Annotated in this window: 13 protein-coding genes; 4 read left to right on the top strand and 9 right to left on the bottom strand. The window is 74.3% G+C overall.

Going from position 1 to position 16,819, the window contains the following annotated elements; all coding sequences use genetic code 11:
* The first annotated feature begins 49 nt into the window (after positions 1–49).
* Both ACQPZP_RS29240 and ACQPZP_RS29235 read left to right on the top strand, forming a co-directional pair.
* Positions 50–1,045: an alpha/beta hydrolase gene (locus ACQPZP_RS29240; protein WP_433472941.1), complete on the top strand. Its 996-nt coding sequence runs from the start codon at positions 50–52 to the stop codon at positions 1,043–1,045.
* Between the two features lie 20 nt (positions 1,046–1,065).
* Positions 1,066–1,953: an amidohydrolase family protein gene (locus ACQPZP_RS29235; RefSeq protein WP_433472940.1), complete on the top strand. Its 888-nt coding sequence runs from the start codon at positions 1,066–1,068 to the stop codon at positions 1,951–1,953.
* Positions 1,954–1,999: 46 nt separating this feature from the next.
* Here ACQPZP_RS29235 and ACQPZP_RS29230 read toward each other — a convergent pair whose 3' ends face one another.
* The 3 genes from ACQPZP_RS29230 to ACQPZP_RS29220 form a co-directional block, all read right to left on the bottom strand.
* Positions 2,000–3,022 carry a cation diffusion facilitator family transporter gene (locus tag ACQPZP_RS29230; protein ID WP_433472939.1) on the bottom strand — a complete coding sequence of 341 codons (1,023 nt, stop codon included), beginning with the start codon at positions 3,020–3,022 and terminating at the stop codon, positions 2,000–2,002.
* Positions 3,019–3,408 (bottom strand): ArsR/SmtB family transcription factor, encoded by a 390-nt coding sequence (locus tag ACQPZP_RS29225; protein WP_433472938.1) that lies wholly within the window; start codon positions 3,406–3,408, stop codon positions 3,019–3,021. Before ACQPZP_RS29225 ends, ACQPZP_RS29230 begins: the two co-directional genes overlap by 4 nt.
* A gap of 74 nt (positions 3,409–3,482) precedes the next feature.
* The gene (locus tag ACQPZP_RS29220; RefSeq protein ID WP_433472937.1) at positions 3,483–4,532 is read right to left on the bottom strand and encodes a DUF6777 domain-containing protein; all 1,050 of its coding nucleotides are present in this window, start codon (positions 4,530–4,532) and stop codon (positions 3,483–3,485) included.
* Between the two features lie 102 nt (positions 4,533–4,634).
* On the opposite strand from ACQPZP_RS29220, the gene ACQPZP_RS29215 reads away from it, so the two are divergent.
* The gene (locus ACQPZP_RS29215) at positions 4,635–6,134 is read left to right on the top strand and encodes a serine/threonine-protein kinase (RefSeq protein ID WP_433472936.1); all 1,500 of its coding nucleotides are present in this window, start codon (positions 4,635–4,637) and stop codon (positions 6,132–6,134) included.
* Here the strand turns inward: ACQPZP_RS29215 and ACQPZP_RS29210 are convergent.
* From ACQPZP_RS29210 to ACQPZP_RS29185, 6 genes are all read right to left on the bottom strand, one after another.
* Positions 6,123–7,289, bottom strand: a complete 1,167-nt coding sequence (locus tag ACQPZP_RS29210; protein WP_433479690.1) for a VWA domain-containing protein — start codon at positions 7,287–7,289, stop codon at positions 6,123–6,125. The two genes, ACQPZP_RS29215 and ACQPZP_RS29210, sit on opposite strands and share 12 nt — an antisense overlap.
* A 64-nt stretch (positions 7,290–7,353) precedes the next feature.
* Complete coding sequence (locus ACQPZP_RS29205; RefSeq protein ID WP_433472935.1) at positions 7,354–9,672, bottom strand: DUF5682 family protein; 2,319 nt, start codon at positions 9,670–9,672, stop codon at positions 7,354–7,356.
* The gene (locus ACQPZP_RS29200; RefSeq protein ID WP_433472934.1) at positions 9,669–10,754 is read right to left on the bottom strand and encodes an ATP-binding protein; all 1,086 of its coding nucleotides are present in this window, start codon (positions 10,752–10,754) and stop codon (positions 9,669–9,671) included. The genes ACQPZP_RS29205 and ACQPZP_RS29200 overlap by 4 nt, the downstream gene beginning before the upstream one ends.
* The gene (locus tag ACQPZP_RS29195) at positions 10,751–12,256 is read right to left on the bottom strand and encodes a DUF5691 domain-containing protein (protein ID WP_433472933.1); all 1,506 of its coding nucleotides are present in this window, start codon (positions 12,254–12,256) and stop codon (positions 10,751–10,753) included. The genes ACQPZP_RS29200 and ACQPZP_RS29195 overlap by 4 nt, the downstream gene beginning before the upstream one ends.
* The gene (locus ACQPZP_RS29190) at positions 12,253–13,551 is read right to left on the bottom strand and encodes an SWIM zinc finger family protein (protein WP_433472932.1); all 1,299 of its coding nucleotides are present in this window, start codon (positions 13,549–13,551) and stop codon (positions 12,253–12,255) included. Before ACQPZP_RS29190 ends, ACQPZP_RS29195 begins: the two co-directional genes overlap by 4 nt.
* A 57-nt stretch (positions 13,552–13,608) precedes the next feature.
* On the bottom strand, positions 13,609–14,370 hold the full coding sequence (locus ACQPZP_RS29185; RefSeq protein WP_433472931.1) for a M50 family metallopeptidase: 762 nt from the start codon (positions 14,368–14,370) through the stop codon (positions 13,609–13,611).
* Between the two features lie 267 nt (positions 14,371–14,637).
* On the opposite strand from ACQPZP_RS29185, the gene ACQPZP_RS29180 reads away from it, so the two are divergent.
* Positions 14,638–16,779: a hypothetical protein gene (locus tag ACQPZP_RS29180; protein WP_433472930.1), complete on the top strand. Its 2,142-nt coding sequence runs from the start codon at positions 14,638–14,640 to the stop codon at positions 16,777–16,779.
* Positions 16,780–16,819: the final 40 nt, after the last annotated feature.

Below are 16,819 nucleotides of genomic sequence, written 5' to 3'. Positions count from 1 at the left end.
GCGGGAATCCTTACCCACAGGCGCACATCTGAATGACCGGGGCGGGAACATGCGGCTGCGGGGTTTGGCGGGAGCGGGATTCATCGTGATGGTCGCCGGGTTGACCGCCTCGATCGCGGCGGGCGGCACGGCCCCGCCCGGAGCCCCCTCCGACGACGGCGCGACCGTGGTCGGCGAGCGCCGCCCGCGCCGCCGCGTCCTCGACCTCGCCATCGGCTCCCCCGTCCTGGACGCCGTCGCGCACGCCCGCCTCCTGCTGCCCCGCGGCTGGTCACGGGACGCCTCCCGCACCTGGCCGGTGCTCTGGCTCCTGCACGGGGCCGGCGCCGGCCGGGACGGCCACACCGCGTGGAGCGACCACAGCGACATCGAGGAACTGACCGAGGACGCCGATGTGATCGTCGTCATGCCGGACGGCGGCCCGTGCGGCAATTACACCGACTGGTGGAATCGCGGCGCGGGCGGCACGCCGAAGTGGGAGACCTTTCATCTCGCCGAACTCCGGCAGATCCTGGAACGCGGATACCGCGCCGGGCCGGACCGCGCCGTCGCCGGATACGCGATGGGCGGGCTCGGCGCGCTGGCGTACGCGGCCAGGCACCGCGGCCTCTTCCGGGCGGCGGCCTCGTTCAGCGGTCCCGTCCACACGCTGCACCGCGACCCGTCCGGGCTCGACGTCGCCGACCTCGTCGAGCTCGGCGTCGCCATCGGCGCGCCGTCCTTGGACTGGACGGACGTGTGGGGCGACCCCGACGAGCAGCGTGTCGTGTGGCGGCAGCACAACCCGTACGACCTCGCGGGCCGGCTCGCCGGCGTCCGCGTGCACGTGAGCGCCGGCGACGGCACCCAGGGCCCGTACGACCCGGGCGCCGGTCCCGACGTCCTGGAGGCCCTCGCCCACACCGTCTCCCAGGAGTTCGCCGGGAAGCTGCGCAAACTCGGCATCCCGGTCTCGACGCACTTCTACCGGGGCACCCACACGTGGCCCTACTGGCGGCGCGAGCTCCGCGCGGTGCTGCCCGCCCTGCTGGCGGAGATCACCTGACGTCCGGTTAGGGTCGGGGGGTGACCGAACCCCATTCTGATTCTGCCGTCCCCGCGTTCTGGCGGGCCCTCGGGTTGCCCGGCATCATCGACGTGCACGTCCACTTCATGCCGCCGCGGCTGATGAGCGCGGTCTGGGGGTACTTCGACGAGGCCGGCCCGCTGATCGGCACCGAGTGGCCCATCCGGTACCGGGACTCGGAGGAGGAACGGCTCGCCTTCCTGCGCGGCCTCGGCGTCCGCGCGTTCACCTCGCTCGCCTACCCGCACCGGCCCGGCATGGCCGAGTCGCTGAACGAGTGGACCGCCCAGTTCGCCGCCCGCGTCCCCGAATGCCTCCAGACCGCGACGTTCTACCCCGAGCCCGGCGTCGAGGACTACGTGCGCCGCGCCCTGGACACCGGTGCCCGCGTGTTCAAGGTCCACCTCCAGGTCGGCGGCTTCGACCCGCGCGCCAAGGAGCTCGACGCGGTGTGGGGGATGCTCGCCGACGCAGGGGTGCCCGCCGTCGTCCACGCCGGTTCGGGCCCGGTCGCCAACGGCTACACCGGCCCCGGCCCGTTCGGCGAGGTCCTCGCCCGCCACCCGCGCCTGACGGCGATCGTCGCGCACCTCGGCGCGCCCGAGTTCGACGGCTTCTTCGCCCTCGCCGACGAGTACGACCGCGTCCACCTCGACACGACGATGGTCTTCACCCGCTTCGCCTCGCTCGCCGGGTTCCCGGACGCGCTCCTGCCCCGCCTGCGCGCCCTCGGCCTGGCCGGGCGCATCCTGCTCGGCACCGACTTCCCCAACATCCCCTACGAGTACGCGCACCAGTTGGAGTCGCTGGCCGCGCTCGACCTGGGCGACGACTGGATGCGCTCCGTCTGCTGGCACGGCCCCGCCGGACTCTTCGGGCTGGCCTGAGCGGCGGGCCGCCCGCGTACCGGCGGCGGCGTGGTCGCGAGGGGCGTCAGTGGTCACATGGCGCGCTGCCCGCGTGCCGGTGCGGCTCGCCTGCCTCCGCCACATGGCGGGGGCCGTGCGGGTCGTCGCAGTGGCCGTGCCCGCCGCCGTCCGGCTCGTCCAGGTGGTCGACCTCCAGCGTCGTGTGCGTGATCCCGTACCAGTCGCGCAGCAGTTCCTGAAGATCGCGGCGGACGGCGTGGCAGTCGCCCTGGATGTCGACGAGCACGTGCGCCGACAGCGCAGGGTAGCCGGAGCTGACCTCCCAGACGTGCAGGTCGTGGACCTCCTCCACGCACGGGCGCCCGGCGAGCCGGGTGCCGAGCTCGGACGGGTCGATGCCGGCGGGCGCGGCCTCCATGAGCACCCGGCCCGCGTCGCGCAGCAGCCGGTATCCGGACTTGAGCATCAGCGCGGCCACCAGCAGCGAGGCGATCGCGTCGGCGCGGGTGAAGCCGGTCGTCCACACGACCAGGCCCGCGACGGCGGTCGAGATGAACGCGAACAGGTCGTTGAGGATGTGCTGGAACGCGCCCTCGACGTTCAGGCTGCGCCGGTCGGCCCGGCTGATCAGCACGGTCGCCGCGATGTTGACGGCGATGCCCGCGACGGCCGTCCAGAAGACGAACTGGCCCTCGACGGAGGGCGGCTCGACCAGCCGCCGGACGCCCTCGTACACGAAGTAGACCGAGAGCAGGATCAGCGTCAGCCCGTTGAGCTGCGCGGACAGGATCTCGGCGCGGCGCAGGCCGAAGGTGAAGCCGCCCTTCGGCGGGCGCGCGGCGATGCGCATCGCGACCAGCGCCAGCGCGATCGCGAACGCGTCCGTCATCATGTGCGCGGCATCGGTGATCAGCGCGAGCGAGCCGGCGACGAAGCCGATGGCCACCTCGCCCGACATGTAGGCGAGGATCAGCGCCAGCGCGGCGGTGAGGAGCCGCCTGTCGGCGCCCGCCGAGACGGCGTGCCCGTGCCCGTGGCCGTGCCCGTGCCCGCTGTCGTGCCGTCCGGACGCCTGCTCCCCGATCATGTGCCCTCCTCCCCGTGTCCGACGTGGGTGAGGGCGAGATCGAGCAGCAGCCGGACGTGCGAGTCGTCCAGCCGGTAGTAGGCCATCCGGCCGGCCCGGCGGACCCGGACGACGCGGTTGGCGCGCAGCAGCCGCAGCGCGTGCGAGACCGCCGACTCCGAGTGCCCGCAGGACGCGGCGATGTCGCACACGCACATCTCCCCGCCTTCGAGCAGCGCGATGATCACCCGCAGCCGGCCGGGGTCGGACAGCAGCCCGAACACCTGCGCCAGCTCGGTGATCGTCTCGGCGTCCGGCAGGGACCCGGCGACGACGGCGACCTTCTCGGCATCGACCACGCGGACGGCGCACGCGTCGGCGGGAACAACGTCTGAAGCACTGCTCATATGAGCAAATATATCGCACCCCGGGCCGGGCGGCCGCCCGGGGTGCGAACGCCCAGGTCAGGAGACCGCCCAGGTCAGGAGACCACAGGGGCGGGCTCCTCCGATGGCGGGAGCGAGATCGGGCTCTGCGGCCCGTCCCCGGGCGGCACCATCCCGCCCGTTCCCGTACCCGGCTCCTGCGGGGTCACGCCCGGTGATTCCGGGGAGATCCCCGGAGCGGGCGTCTCCGTCCCGGGCGACTCGGTGCCCGGTGATTCCGTCCCGGGCGACTCGGTGCCCGGCGACTGCGTGCCCGGCGACTCGGTGCCGGGGGACTCCAGGCCGGAGTCGGACGGCGCGGGGGAGTCGCCGGTCGGGACCTCCGTCTCCGTCGGCGGCAGCGCGACCGGCGGGCCGTCCGCCGGTCCCGCGGTGGCGCGGGGCCGCTCGAACCCCATCGTCGCCTCCGGGTCGACGAGGACGAAGGTGACGATCGTGCCCTTCCGGGAATCCCGCGGACTGATCCGGGTCACATTCCGTTTCTCGAATCCCGGCCAGGATCGGCCACCGTAGGACGCGTTCCGAGTGGAGATCTTTTTTGCCGGAGGGGTCAGGGGATTGCCGCAATTGCACTTCACGGTGGGCACCCCGTAGCCATTGATCAGAACGCCCATTCCGGCCTGCAGGACGGCGGGGCCGCTCGTCGCCTTCCCGTTCGAGTAGCCGTGGTTGGTGACGAGCGTGTCGGTGCGCAGCAGCACCGGGGTCAGCCGGGACACATACCTCGGGATGTCGCTCACCGGGATGCCCTGCGCGCCCGCCCAGGCGCGCGCCTTGTCCGGGTTGGCTTGCAGGAACGCCACGAGCTTCTGCCGGTCGCAGGTCGACGCCTGCCGCGTCCCGCCGTACAGGCCGGGAGAGTCGCCGACCTTCGTGCCGCCGGCCCGCGGCCGGTCCTTCACGCCCGTCTTGTCGGTGTTCGACACCAGCGTGTAAGGGTCGGGGCCCGGCGAACCCACGGTCAGCCGCGTGATGGTCGCGCCCGCGTCGCTGCAGCCGGACAGCATGCCCGCCGCCGCCACGAGTGCCGCGGCGGACGCGGTGAGCGCCCTGTGCCGTGCAATTGCCGAAAAGATCTCAATCATGCGTCGTCTCCCCGCTCCGGGCCGGCCGAACCTATACTCTTTGATGCCGGGCAGAGTGGATTTGTGCCCGGTGAAGGCCCATATTTCTCACGGGGGGTACGAATGGTGAGCCCGGTTCCCCTCACCGCGGCCGACCCCACCCGCCTCGGCGGCTGGGAACTGCTGGGCCGGATCGGCGCCGGCGGCCAGGGCGTGGTCTACCTCGGCCGGCCGGCCGAACCGGGCGCCGAACCGCCCCGCGTCGCGATCAAGCTGCTGCACGCCCAGCTCCTGCGCGACGCCGGCGCGCGGGAACGGTTCGTCCGCGAGCTGGCCCTGCTCCAGCGCGTCGCCGGGTTCTGCACCGCGCAGATGCTCGCCGCCGACATGGCGGACGACCGTCCCTACATCGTCAGCGAGTACGTGCCTGGGCCGTCGCTGCGCGCCCTCGTCCACGACGAGGGGCCGCGCACCGGAGCCGACCTCGACCGCCTGGCGATCAGCTCGGTGACGGCGCTGTCGGCGATCCACCGCGCGAACGTCGTGCACCGCGACTTCAAGCCGCAGAACGTGCTGATGGGCCCGGACGGGCCGCGCGTGATCGACTTCGGCGTCGCCCGCGCGTTCGACGCGGGAGCCACGCTGACCAGCCAGGTCGTCGGCACCCCCGCGTACATGGCGCCCGAACAGTTCACCGGCCACGTCGAGCCGACCACCGACATGTTCGCCTGGGCGAGCACCCTGCTGTTCGCCGCCACCGGCCGGGACCCGTTCGCCGGCGGCCCGCCTCCCACCGTGATGTACCGGATCATGAACGAGAAACCCGACCTCCGCGTCCTGCCGGAGCCGCTCGCGGAGGTCGCCGACGCCTGCCTCGCCCAGGACCCGAAGGCACGCCCCGCCTCGGAGGACGTCCTCCTGTGGCTGCTCGGCCAGCGTGAGCGGCTCCCGGACCTGGACGTCGTGCCCAAGAACCTCTCGGCTCCGACGGCCCCCGCCCCGACGGCCTCCTCCGCGGCGCCCTCCGCTCCGACGGCCCCCGCCCCGTGGCCCGAGCCGTGGACCACGGGGGAGGCCGGCCCGCCCGGCGGTTCCGGGCCCGCCACGGAGGAGCCGGGAACGGTCACCTACACCGCCGGTCCGGGGCAGGCGCCGTGGGCCGCGGACGGAGCCGTGAGCGGAACCGCGGACGAGACCGCGGGCCGGGCCGCGGAGAGGGCCGCGGCCCCGCCTCCGTGGAGGTACCGCGGGCTGCGGCGCGGCCCGGCCGTGGTGATCGGCCTGCTCCTCGCGGGTTTCCTCGCCGCCTTGGACGTCGCCGCCCTGGCGATCCTGATCGCCCGGCCGTCCCTCTCCGAGGGGCATCGCGGCGCCCTGCTGCCCGTGGTGGCCTCCTCGTTCGCCGTCGTGGCGGTGGTCACGCTCGTGGCGGTGATCCTCGCGTGGCGCGGCAGCCGGCCGGCCGCCGGGACGGTGATGGCCGCGCGCGTGGCCCGGGTCGCGATGTGGGCGGCGTGGGGCGCGCTCGTCGAGATCCAGGTGTCCGCGCTCGTGGGGCACGCGCTCCTGACCGCCCTCGTCGTGGTGCTGCTGGCCCGCGGCCTGGCCAGGTCACCCGTCTGAGGCGTTGCGCTCGGACCACTCCTTCAGGTCGCGGCGCTCGATCGCGGCGGCCATCAGCCCGGGGAACGCGTCCGGCGTGCACGCGAACGCCGGCACGCCCATCGCGGCCAGCGCCGCCGCGTTCTCGTGGTCGTAGGCGGGCGCGCCCTCGTCCGACAGCGCGAGCAGCACCACGACCTGGACGCCCGCAGCCGTCAGCGCCGCGACCCGCTGGAGCATCTCGTCCCGGATCCCGCCCTCGTACAGGTCGCTGATCAGCACGAGGATCGTGTCGGCCGGCCGCGCCACGAGCCCCTGGCAGTAGGCGATGGCCCGGTTGATGTCGGTACCGCCGCCGAGCTGGGTGCCGAACAGCACCTCGACCGGATCGTGCAGCTGGTCGGTCAGGTCCACCACGCCGGTGTCGAACACCACCAGGGACGTCCGCAGGGACCGCATCGACGCGAGCACGGCCCCGAACACGCTCGCGTACACGACCGACGCCGCCATCGACCCGCTCTGGTCGATCGCGAGCACCACGTCCCGCTTGACGGCCTGCCGGCGCCGCCCGTACCCGATCAGCCGTTCCGGGACGAGCGTCCCGTGCTCGGGAAGGTAGTGCCGCAGGTTCGCGCGGATCGTCCGCTCCCAGTCCACGTCGGCGAGCCGCCTCGGCCGCAGTACCCGCGCGGACCGGTCGAGCGCCCCTCGGACCGCCGACCGCGTCTTCTGCGCCAGCCGCCGCTCCAGATCGCGGACGACCTTGCGCACCACCGCCCGCGCCGACTCCCGGGCCTTGTCGGGCATCACCCGGTTGAGGGACAGGAGCGTCCCGACCAGGTGGACGTCCGGTTCGACGGCCTCCAGCATCTCGGGCTCCAGCAGCAGCCGGGTGAGGTCGAGCCGCTCGATCGCGTCCTTCTGCATCACCTGCACGATGCTGGAGGGGAAGTACGTGCGGATGTCGCCGAGCCACCGCGCCACCGACGGCGCCGAATCCCCGAGCCCGGCGCTGCGCCGCCCCGGCCGGGAGCGCCCCTCGTCCCCGCCGGCCCCGTAGAGCTTCTCCAGCGCCCCGTCCATCCGCGCGTCGTCCCCGGCGAGCGTCGCCCCGGTCCCGTCGGCGCGTTCGCCTCCGAGCACCAGCCGCCACCGCCGCAGCCGGTCCTCGGCCATGCCTTCCTCGCTCACGCCCGCACCTTCCGTCCGCGTCCGGGGCTCGGCTCGACACGCCGAATGGTCATGAGTGCGTCCAGCCGAGAATGCGCAGGGCCGTGTCCGCCGCCGGCGCCGCGCGATGTTCGTCCACGTCGTCCTCGTGCGGGGGAGATGTGCCGGCCGCGGGCCTGTCACGCCGGCGGAGCCGCTCGCCTATGGTGCGGCGTTCGGCGGCGGGGAAGGCGCCGAAGGTGCGGCGCAGGAGGGGGAGGACGTCGGTGAACGGGCCGGCGGGCAGGCCGGAGATCCACTCGTCGACGAGCCGCAGGAGGGCCTCGTCGTGCATGAGGAGGAGGCCGCCTCCGGACAGGAACCCCTCGACCCAGGCGGCGGCGCGGTCGGGTGCGGCGCCGGCCGAGACGGCGCGCGCCATCCGGTCGGGGACGTCGTCCAGGCGCCCGGCGTCGAGGAGGAGGCGGGTGAGACGGCCCTCGATGAGGCCGTGCAGGCTGTCCGGGCGGGCGAGGAGGCCCTCCAGGGTGCGGCGCCAGCGTTCGATGTGGCCCTCGTCGGCGAGGAGGGACAGGGCGCCGTGGACGGCGTCGACGTGGCCGAGGAACTCGCGGGCGGCGTCGTCGTCCAGGCCCGTGATCGCGGGCGGGAGGCCGACGCAGACCCGCACCACGAGGCCGTCGGCGACGGTGCGCAGCGGGCCGGTGGAGGTCGCGCGGACGTCGCCGTAGCGCAGCGCGCGGACGATGGCGGGCATCGCCGACATCAGGTGCGCGACGTCGGTGTCGACGGCGGCCCGGTCGGCGAGCGCCCGCATGACGGTGGGGAGCGCGTCGCCGAGGTCGGCGAGGAGGCAGCGCTCGGCGACGGACGTCAGGTCGGCGAGGGTGGCGGCGTCCGTGGCCAGCGCCTCGGCGCGGGCCGTGGTCGCGCCGCGGACGGTGGTGCCCCACGCGCCCGCCTCGATCAGCTCGACGTCGAACTCGGGACGCCAGACCAGCGTCCACGTCTCGCGGAACGTGCCCTTGGAGCGGCTCTCGGCCGGCACGCCCCAGTGGACGTCCAGCAGCCGGAGGCGGTGCAGCAGGCGGCTGCGCTCCAGGTCGGTGGGTTTGCGCAGGTCGAGGTCCTGCTCCTTGCCGAGCGCGGACGGCTTGAGCCGCAGCCGCCGCTGCTCGGCCTGCAGGTCGCGCTGGAGCGGCACCATCGGGGTCCGCTCCGGGACGGCGCCGAGCCGTTCGCCGACCACCATGCGGTTCTGGATCAGCTCGACCGGCAGATCGGCGCCCTCGCACAGCACGGCCCGGGTCGCCTCGGTGACCTCGTCCAGCCCGGCGAGGGGACGCCCGCGCAGCGCGGCCAGGGTCTCGGCGAGGCGGACGGCCTCGATCACGTGCGCGGAGGAGACGTGCAGGTCCTCCTCGCGCAGGACGCGGGCGGCGGCGGTGAGCCAGCGCTCGATCGGGCGGTCGCGGGCCGTGAACAGGTGGTGGTACCAGCCGGGGGAGCGCACCCCGGCGCCGTAGCCGGAGCGTCCGGCGAGCCGGCCGTGCGTCCACGGCACCCAGGTCATGGCGACCTTGGTCTTCGCCAGGCCGCGCAGCGTCCGGTCGTCGCGCGTCGCCGGGACCTTGGCCAGCAGGGCCGGGACGTGCCAGGCGCCGCAGACCACCGCGACCCGCTCGTGGCCCTCCCGCAGGGTGCGGCGCAGCGTCCGGCGCATGTGGGCCTCGCGCTGCTCCTCGCGGCGCAGGTGGCCGGGCGGCAGGCCGGCGGACGCGGCCTCGTCCGGCGGCGCGGCCAGCTGGGCCCGCAGTTCCGCCATGGCCTCCGCGATCGCCGGGAACGGTGAGGGGCCGCCGCCGCGGTGCTCGACCACGTCGTCCCACCAGCGTTCGGCGTCGTCGTACCCGGCGGCCTTCGCCAGCCAGCCCAGCGGGTCGAGCCGGATGCCCTCCGCGGCCCGCTCCGCCGCGGCGGGCCCGTCCGGCCCGGGCTCCGGCCCACCGGGCGGCTCGGCGGGCGGCTCACCGGGCGGGGCCTCGTCGTCGGCCGGGACGAGCTGGTTCGCGGCCGGCAGGTCGCAGAACCGGACGGGGACTCCGGCGGACAGGGCGTACCGGATCGCCTGCCATTCCGGGCTGAACTCGGCGAACGGCCAGAACGCGGCCCTGCGGTCGCCGTCGCCGGGCCCGGGGGCGGGGGAGTAGGCGAGCAGCGCGACCGGCGGGACCATCCCCTCGTCGCCGGCCAGCTCCACGATCGCGTCCGCCTCGGGCGGCCCCTCGATGAGCACCGCGTCCGGCTTGAAGTCCTCAAGGGCGCCGCGCAGCGCACGGGCCGACCCCGGCCCGTGGTGCCGGACGCCGAAGACTTCGACCTGGCTCAAGAGACCTCCCGGCAGGCGCGGTAGAAGTCGCGCCACTCGGGACGGTCCCGGACGACCGCCTCCAGGTACTCCTGCCAGACCACCCGGTCGGACACGGGGTCCTGGACGACGGCGCCGACGATCCCGCCCGCGACGTCGGCGGCGCGCAGCACCCCGTCGCCGAAGTGCGCGGCCAGCGCCAGCCCGCTGGTGATCACCGAGATGGCCTCGGCGGTGCTGAGCGTCCCGCTGGGCGACTTCAGCTTGGTGCGCCCGTCGGCCGTGGCCCCGGACCGCAGCTCGCGGAACACCGTGACCACGCGGCGGATCTCCTCCAGGCCCGCCGGGGTCTCGGGCAGCTCCAGCCCCGCGCCGATCTGGTCGACGCGGCGGGCGACGATGCCGACCTCGTCCTCCGCGCTCTCCGGCAGCGGCAGCACGACCGTGTTGAAGCGGCGGCGCAGCGCGCTGGACAGCTCGTTCACGCCCCGGTCGCGGTCGTTGGCCGTTGCGATGACCGTGAAGCCCTTGCGCGCCTGCACCTCTGTGTTCAGCTCGGGCACCGGCAGCGTCTTCTCCGACAGGACGGTGATCAGGGTGTCCTGGACGTCGGACGGCATCCGGGTCAGCTCCTCGATGCGGGCGACCTGGCCGCGCCGCATCGCCCGCATGAGCGGGCTCTCCACCAGCGCCCGCTCCGACGGGCCCTCGGCCAGCAGCCGCGCGTAGTTCCACCCGTAGCGGATCGCCTCCTCCGCCGTGCCCGCCGTCCCCTGCACCAGCAGCGTCGAGTCGCCGCTGATCGCGGCGGCGAGATGCTCCGAGACCCAGGTCTTCGCCGTCCCGGGGACGCCGAGCAGCAGCAGCGCCCGGTCGGTCGCCAGCGTCGCCACCGCGACCTCCATCAGCCGCCGCGGCCCCACGTACTTCGGGCCGATCGCGGTGCCGTCGGGCAGTTCCCCGCCGAGCAGGTAGGTGGTGACGGCCCACGGCGACAGCCGCCAGCCGGGCGGCCGCGGCCGGTCGTCGTGCTCGGCCAGCCGCGCCAGCTCGCCGGCGTGGTCCTGCTCGGCGTGCGGCCGCAGGACGGCGTCGTCTGTCACGTGAGCTCCTTCAGCATCTCGTCGCGGAACCGCAGGGTCGCGATCAGGTCGGTGACGGCGCGCGGGGCCGCCGGTTCCAGCTCCTCCAGGCGGGCCGCCGCGGCGGGGTCGAGCCGCTGGTCGGCGAGCCGGCACAGCTGCGTGACCAGGTGCTCGTCGCGCCGCGTGGGACGCTCGGCGGACGCGGTGAGCGTCCCGGCCACCGCCGACGCGAGCGGCCCCGTCCACGGCCCGGGGACCCGTTCGAGGACCCGCAGCAGATCGGGCCGCCCCTCCACCCAGCGGATCAGGCCGGCCGCGGCCCGGTCGCGCTCGTCGTCGGGCAGGACGGACAGCAGGTCGGCGAGCGCCTCCGGCTCGTCCACCATCACGCCGCCCTTGAGCAGCGCCCGGGCCCATCCGCCGTCGCGCTGGCCGAGTGCGGCCCGGGCCCATCCGATGTGGACGTCCCGCCCGTCCGCCTCCGGGACCGGGAGGCAGACGATCTCCATGGGAGGCAGCCCGAACAGCTCCGTCCAGGTGGACAGCGGGGTGCGGGCGAGGATCTCCCGCAGCCACGCGGCCCGGGTCCCGACCGGAGCGCCCCCGCCGCGCGGCGCGAACGATCCGACCGGATGGAACGGGACGCCGTCGCGCGCCATGTCCTCGTCGTGGGCCTGCGGCGGATCCACCCGGATCCAGGTCTGCTTCCGGCCCCGCTCCGTCCGGGCCTGCGGGGTCAGGCAGGCCCGGGCACGCGCGGCCATCCGCTCTCCGTACGCGGATCCGGGCAGGCGGGCCAGCAGGTCGGACGCGAGCTGCCGGACGTCCTTGCCCCTGTCCTCCAAGGCGTCCTCAAGGAACGCTTCGTCGTCCAGCGACAGCCCGTGCTCGAACGTGGCGAGGAACGCCGCGCGGTCGGGGGCGGGCTCCTTCGCCCACGTCGCGCGCAGCAGTTCCCGCGCGCGCTCCGGCTCGGACCCGCGGAGCCTGGTCAGATAGGCCACGCGCCGGTTGCGCGTCCCGGTCTCCCACACTTCGGCGCCGCCGCCGGGGTCGTCCCCCGAGCCCACCAGATAAGCCCAGTCGGTGTTCTGCAGGGCCAGCCAGACGCCCCGCCTCCCGGCCGCCCGCGCGATCGACGGCCGCAGCACCCGATCGCTGCGCCCCCGCTCCAGCAGGTCCGGAAGGGCCTGGGCGGGCACGCGGAAGCCACGCGCAGCCGCCGCGTCCAGCCATTCGGGCAGCACCCGGATCTGCTCCCCGGCCAGGATCCGCCGCAGCCGCACGGCCGCCGCCTCCGGCACCACCGGGACGTCCTCCACCGGGGCGAGCGCGACCGGCTCGGCCGTGACCGGCGCCGGCACGCGCCCGGCCCGCCGCTGGACGGCCAGCAGCGCCGCCTGGTCGAGCAGCCGTCCCGCCCTGTCGCCGTTCCCGGCGGGGGCCGCGGGCAGGACGGGCGGGTCGCGGCGCTCGGTGCCGAGGAGAGCGGCGGTGACGTGCTCGCTCCACGCGGTCACAGGATCACCGTCCCCTCGTCCTCGTGCCAGGCCGCCAGCGGGCGAAGGCCGCGCGGGCTCCACTCCCCGGCCAGGGTGACGGGCCCGCCGCCCGACAGGGCGAGCAGCCGCCACGGGTCGCCCATCCGCAGGGGCAGCGCGTCCCCGGCTTCGTCGGCCACGTAAAGGTCGCCTCCTTCGGCGCGCGCCAGCCGGACGTTCTCCAGCGTCGCGGGCCAGCGGTCCAGCCAGGGATCCCGCGCCAGGGCCGCCGCCTGCTCGTCCAGGAATCCCTGGACGGACGTCCCGGCGGGCGCGCTCGCCACAGCCGCCCCATGCCGGTCGGCGACCAGCGCCCGCAACGGCTGCGATCCCGGATAGAAGGCCAGCCCGGCGTCGACTTCCGTACCCACGACCAGCGACGCGTCCAGGGATGTGCCCGGTGCGGCGAACGACAACACGAGGGCGGGACGCCCCGTCCGCCGCCCGCGAAGCCATACCCGCCGCGTGGTCAGCAGATCCTGCGCGGTGTCGTGCGACCCCGTCACGCACCACTGGTCCCGGACGCGTTCCCCGCCGCTCAGGACCTCCTCCTGCGGGACGGTGAACCCGACCCGCGACCGGACGGTCTCACGCAACCCCTCGGGCAGCTCGTCCCGCCGCCGGTGGGCCCGGACGAGCAGCCGCAGCAGCGCGTACTCCTCCAGCAGGCGGTCGGGCCAGCCCGGGCGGCGCGGGATCGCGGCGAGCCCCCTGACCTGCCCGGCGAGGGCGCCCGCCTGCGCGTCGACCAGCCGCCGCGCCGCGTCGTCCCACAACCGGTAGGGGGCCTTCTCCGCCTGGGCGAGCCCGTGCGCGACCTGGTCCCGGAGCCACTGGTCGAGTTCGGCGAGCCCGTCGTCGACCCGCCGCTCCCGCCGCTCGGCCGTCTTCGGATCCCGCCCTCTGGCCGCCGACGCGACCCTGCGCTCCGCCGCCTTCTCGGCGCGCTCCCGCCGCTCCTCGATCCACTCGGCGGCCCACCCCGGCCGCGTCCCGGCCTCGATCACGCCGTCCGCCCACAGGAGCAGCAGCCCGAGCGCGTGCTTGCACGGGAACTTCCGGCTCGGACACGTGCACCGGAACGCGGGCCCAGTCAGATCGGCGCACGCCCGGTAGACGGACGCGCCGCTGCCCTGGCACTCGCCCCAGACGGCCTCGTCATCGCACCCCGTCCGACCCCACTTGGCAGGCTTGGCGACACCGCCCGCCGCCTTGGCGCCCGCAGCGTCCGGCGCAAGCCCGGCCACCTGCTCCCGAGACCACCGATCCCTCACACCACCGAAGCTATCGGTGCCCTAGGACAATCGGCGGCCTCCGCCGCCGGTCCTCCGTCAGCCCACGCCGCCGAAGCCGGGCGGGGTCGGGAGGTCGGGGAGGGAGACGTCGGGGATGAGGAGCGTGCCGCCGGTCAGCAGGGCGAGCAGGGCGGTGGCGGCGAACAGGCCCACCCAGGCGAGGCCGGGGACCCCGGTGAGGTGGGCGAGCTGGTCGGCGTCGGAGCTCGGCGCCATGTGGCGGGAGCGCATCCGCTGCAGCTCGATCACGGGCCGGGTGGCGGCAAGCAGCAGGAACCAGGCGGCCAGGTAGGCGAATCCGGCCTGCACCGTGGCGCTGCCAAGCCACGACACCCCGAAGACGATCGCGCCCGTGGCGATCACCGAGAGCGCGCCGTAGGCGTTGCGGATCATGATGAGCATCGCCGCGAGCAGCGCCAGCGAGAACCACAGCATCAGCGTGATGCGGCCGTCCGCGAGGAGGAGCGCGAAGAACAGCCCGAGCAGCGGCGGCGTGAGGTAGCCGGCCATCGCCGTGAGGATCATTCCCGGGCCGTGCGGCTTGCCGCGCGACACGGTCACGCCCGAGGTGTCGGAGTGCAGCTTGATGCCGTCCAGCTTGCGGCCGGTGACGAGCGCGAGGAGCGCGTGCCCGCCCTCGTGCGCGATCGTCACGGTGTTGCGCGCGATGCGCCACGTCGGGCCGTGGATCACCGCGGCGAGCGCCACGAGACCGACGAGGCCCACCAGCCACCACGGCGGATCCGGCTGTGTCCCCGTCACCCGGTTCCACAGGTCGGCGATGCTCACGTTTTCCACGTCCACCTCGGAGTCGTCGTCGCGATGCCCAACAGTAGGACGTCGGGGATAACGTTCGCGTTCGGTTCGCCTCGGTCGTTGTCCGGCGCAGGCGGAGAATGTGATCCATGTCACGATGGGTCACCCGTAACCTGTCGCGTCTCCCCGGGTTTCGCCAGGTCGATCTTCGCAATCCCGTTACGGTGTGACCCGCATTCCCGTTATGGTGCCCTTCGCGTCCGGGGTCGCGGCTCCCGCTCCCCGGCGTGACGAGAGGGTGAGCGGGGATTGAACGGGGACCGATCCTCCGCGCGTGCGACCGGTGCGCGCGGGCTTTTCCACCACTTCCGGCGCGACCGGCTGACGGGTCAGATCGCGATCGGGCTCGTCGGCGTGCTCTGCGTGAGCGCGCTCGTGTACGGGGTGGGCACCGCGAGCGCGCGCTACCGGCTCTCGGACGTCGGGGCCTGGCTCGGCGCGAGCGCGAAGGGCCTGGTCGTGCACGCCAACGGGCTGGCCGGCAAGGTCGACGGCAAGGCGACCGTGGTACCGCAGATGCGCGGCCACCATATCAAGATCGTTCAGGACGGCACGACGGTGCTGCTGGTCGACGAGGACACCGGCGTGGTCAGCCGGATCGACCCCTCCCAGCTCAAGATCACCAAGAGCCGGCAGGTCGGCGGGCCGGGGATGCAGGTGGTGTCCGCCGCCGGGGCCGCCTACACGGTCGACCTCGTCAAGGGCTCGGTCCAGCAGATCGACCCGCTGAACCTCACGCCGGTCGGGGGGCCCGCGACGCTCACCGCGCCGCTCGGGCAGGCCGGGATCGACACGGACGGGTCGCTGTGGGTGCCCGTCCCGCAGAACGGGACGGTGGTCCCGTTCCAGAACGGCCGCCAGGGCAGGCCGGTGGCGGCCGGCAAGAGCGGTGACCGCCTCGCGCTGACGATCGCCGCCGGGCGCCCGGTGATCACCGACAGCACGGCCGCGACGGCGCTGATCGTCCGGCCCGAGGGCACGCGGCGGATCAACCTGCCCGCGCCCGTCGCGCAGGCGAAGTACGGCGTCAAGGTCCCGGCGGTCGCCGACGGGCAGATCGTCCCGATGCTCGGCGCCGGCGGCGCCCTGTACCTGCTCGACACCGGCGTCGGGCGGGTCGACTCGGTCGCCCTGCGCATGCCGGACCACTCCTTCGAACCGCCGCACGTCCTGGGTTCCCGCGTCTATCTGCCGGACCGGACGTCCGGGCGGCTGCTGGTCTTCAACACCGAGCGCAACGCCTGGGAGCCGCCGATCACGGCCACCCGGCCCGGCGGGGCCGTCGAGATCGTCGTCCGCGACCACATGCTGTGGGTGAACGACCCGGACGGCCCGACGGCGCTCGCGTTCGACCCCGAGGGCCGCGTCAAGCGCATCAAGAAGTACGAGGACAAGATCCCGGGCAGCGCGCGGCGGCCGCTGCCCGTCCAGGCCAACCCGGGCAACGGGCAGGGCAACCGCAACGGCGATGGCGGGGGCGACGGCGGCTCCGACCCCGTGCCGCCCGGCCGGCCCGCGAAGCCGCCGGCGAAGAAGGACCCGACCGCGCCCGACCCGCCGACGCCCGCCGCGTCCGGCGACAACGGCTCCGTCAGGGTGCGCTTCACCGCGGCCGCGCAGCCGCAGGGCGTCTACCCGGTGACCCGGTTCGTCCTCCTCGGCCAGAACGGCAGGCCCGTCGCCGGGGCGACCCCCGCGCAGTTCCCCGGCGGCGGCCAGGGCGGGACGTTCACCGTCGGCGGCCTCACCTGCGACTCGACGACCCACACCTACAAGGTGGCCGCCGAGTACAAGGGCAAGAACGGCAGGACCGCCTACAGCGAGTCCGGCGACGTGGGCGCCACCGCCTGCACCGCCCCCGGCCCGCCGACCGGCCTCACCGCGACGCCCGTCAACCACGGGGCGAACCTCAGCTGGGGCCGCTCGTCCGGGTACGACGTCACCTACGTGGTGACCTCACCCAGCGGGACGGTCACGACCACGGGCACATCGAAGTCGATCAGCGGCCTGCCCAACGCGGCGACCCACACCGTGACCGTCAGGGCGCGCAACGGCGCCGGTGACTCCACGGAGCTGACGAAGACCGTGAATCTCGCTTATCCCACCAGGCAGATTCAGAACCAGAACAACGGCCAGACCAACACGATCATCCGGCCGGGCCCGAGCACAGCCGGTTCGACGGCCCAGAAGATCCCCCAGGGTCAGATCATCACGATGACCGTGGTGTGCCAGGTCCAGGGGCAGTCGTACCACGAGCCGGAGAGCAACACCACCAGCACGGTCTGGAACAGAGTTCAGACGCAGTACGGCAACGGCTACCTCAACGACACGCTGGTGGCCACATCCAAGAACGGCTACCCGTCGAACGGCCTTTACGAATGCGAAATGTGAGCGGCGGAGGCCGATGGCGGGCGAACGATCCATGTCGAGC

The organism is Spirillospora sp. CA-142024 (assembly GCF_050942325.1).
Taxonomy (GTDB): Bacteria; Actinomycetota; Actinomycetes; order Streptosporangiales; family Streptosporangiaceae; genus Spirillospora.
This window is presented reverse-complemented; position numbering and strand designations above follow the sequence as displayed.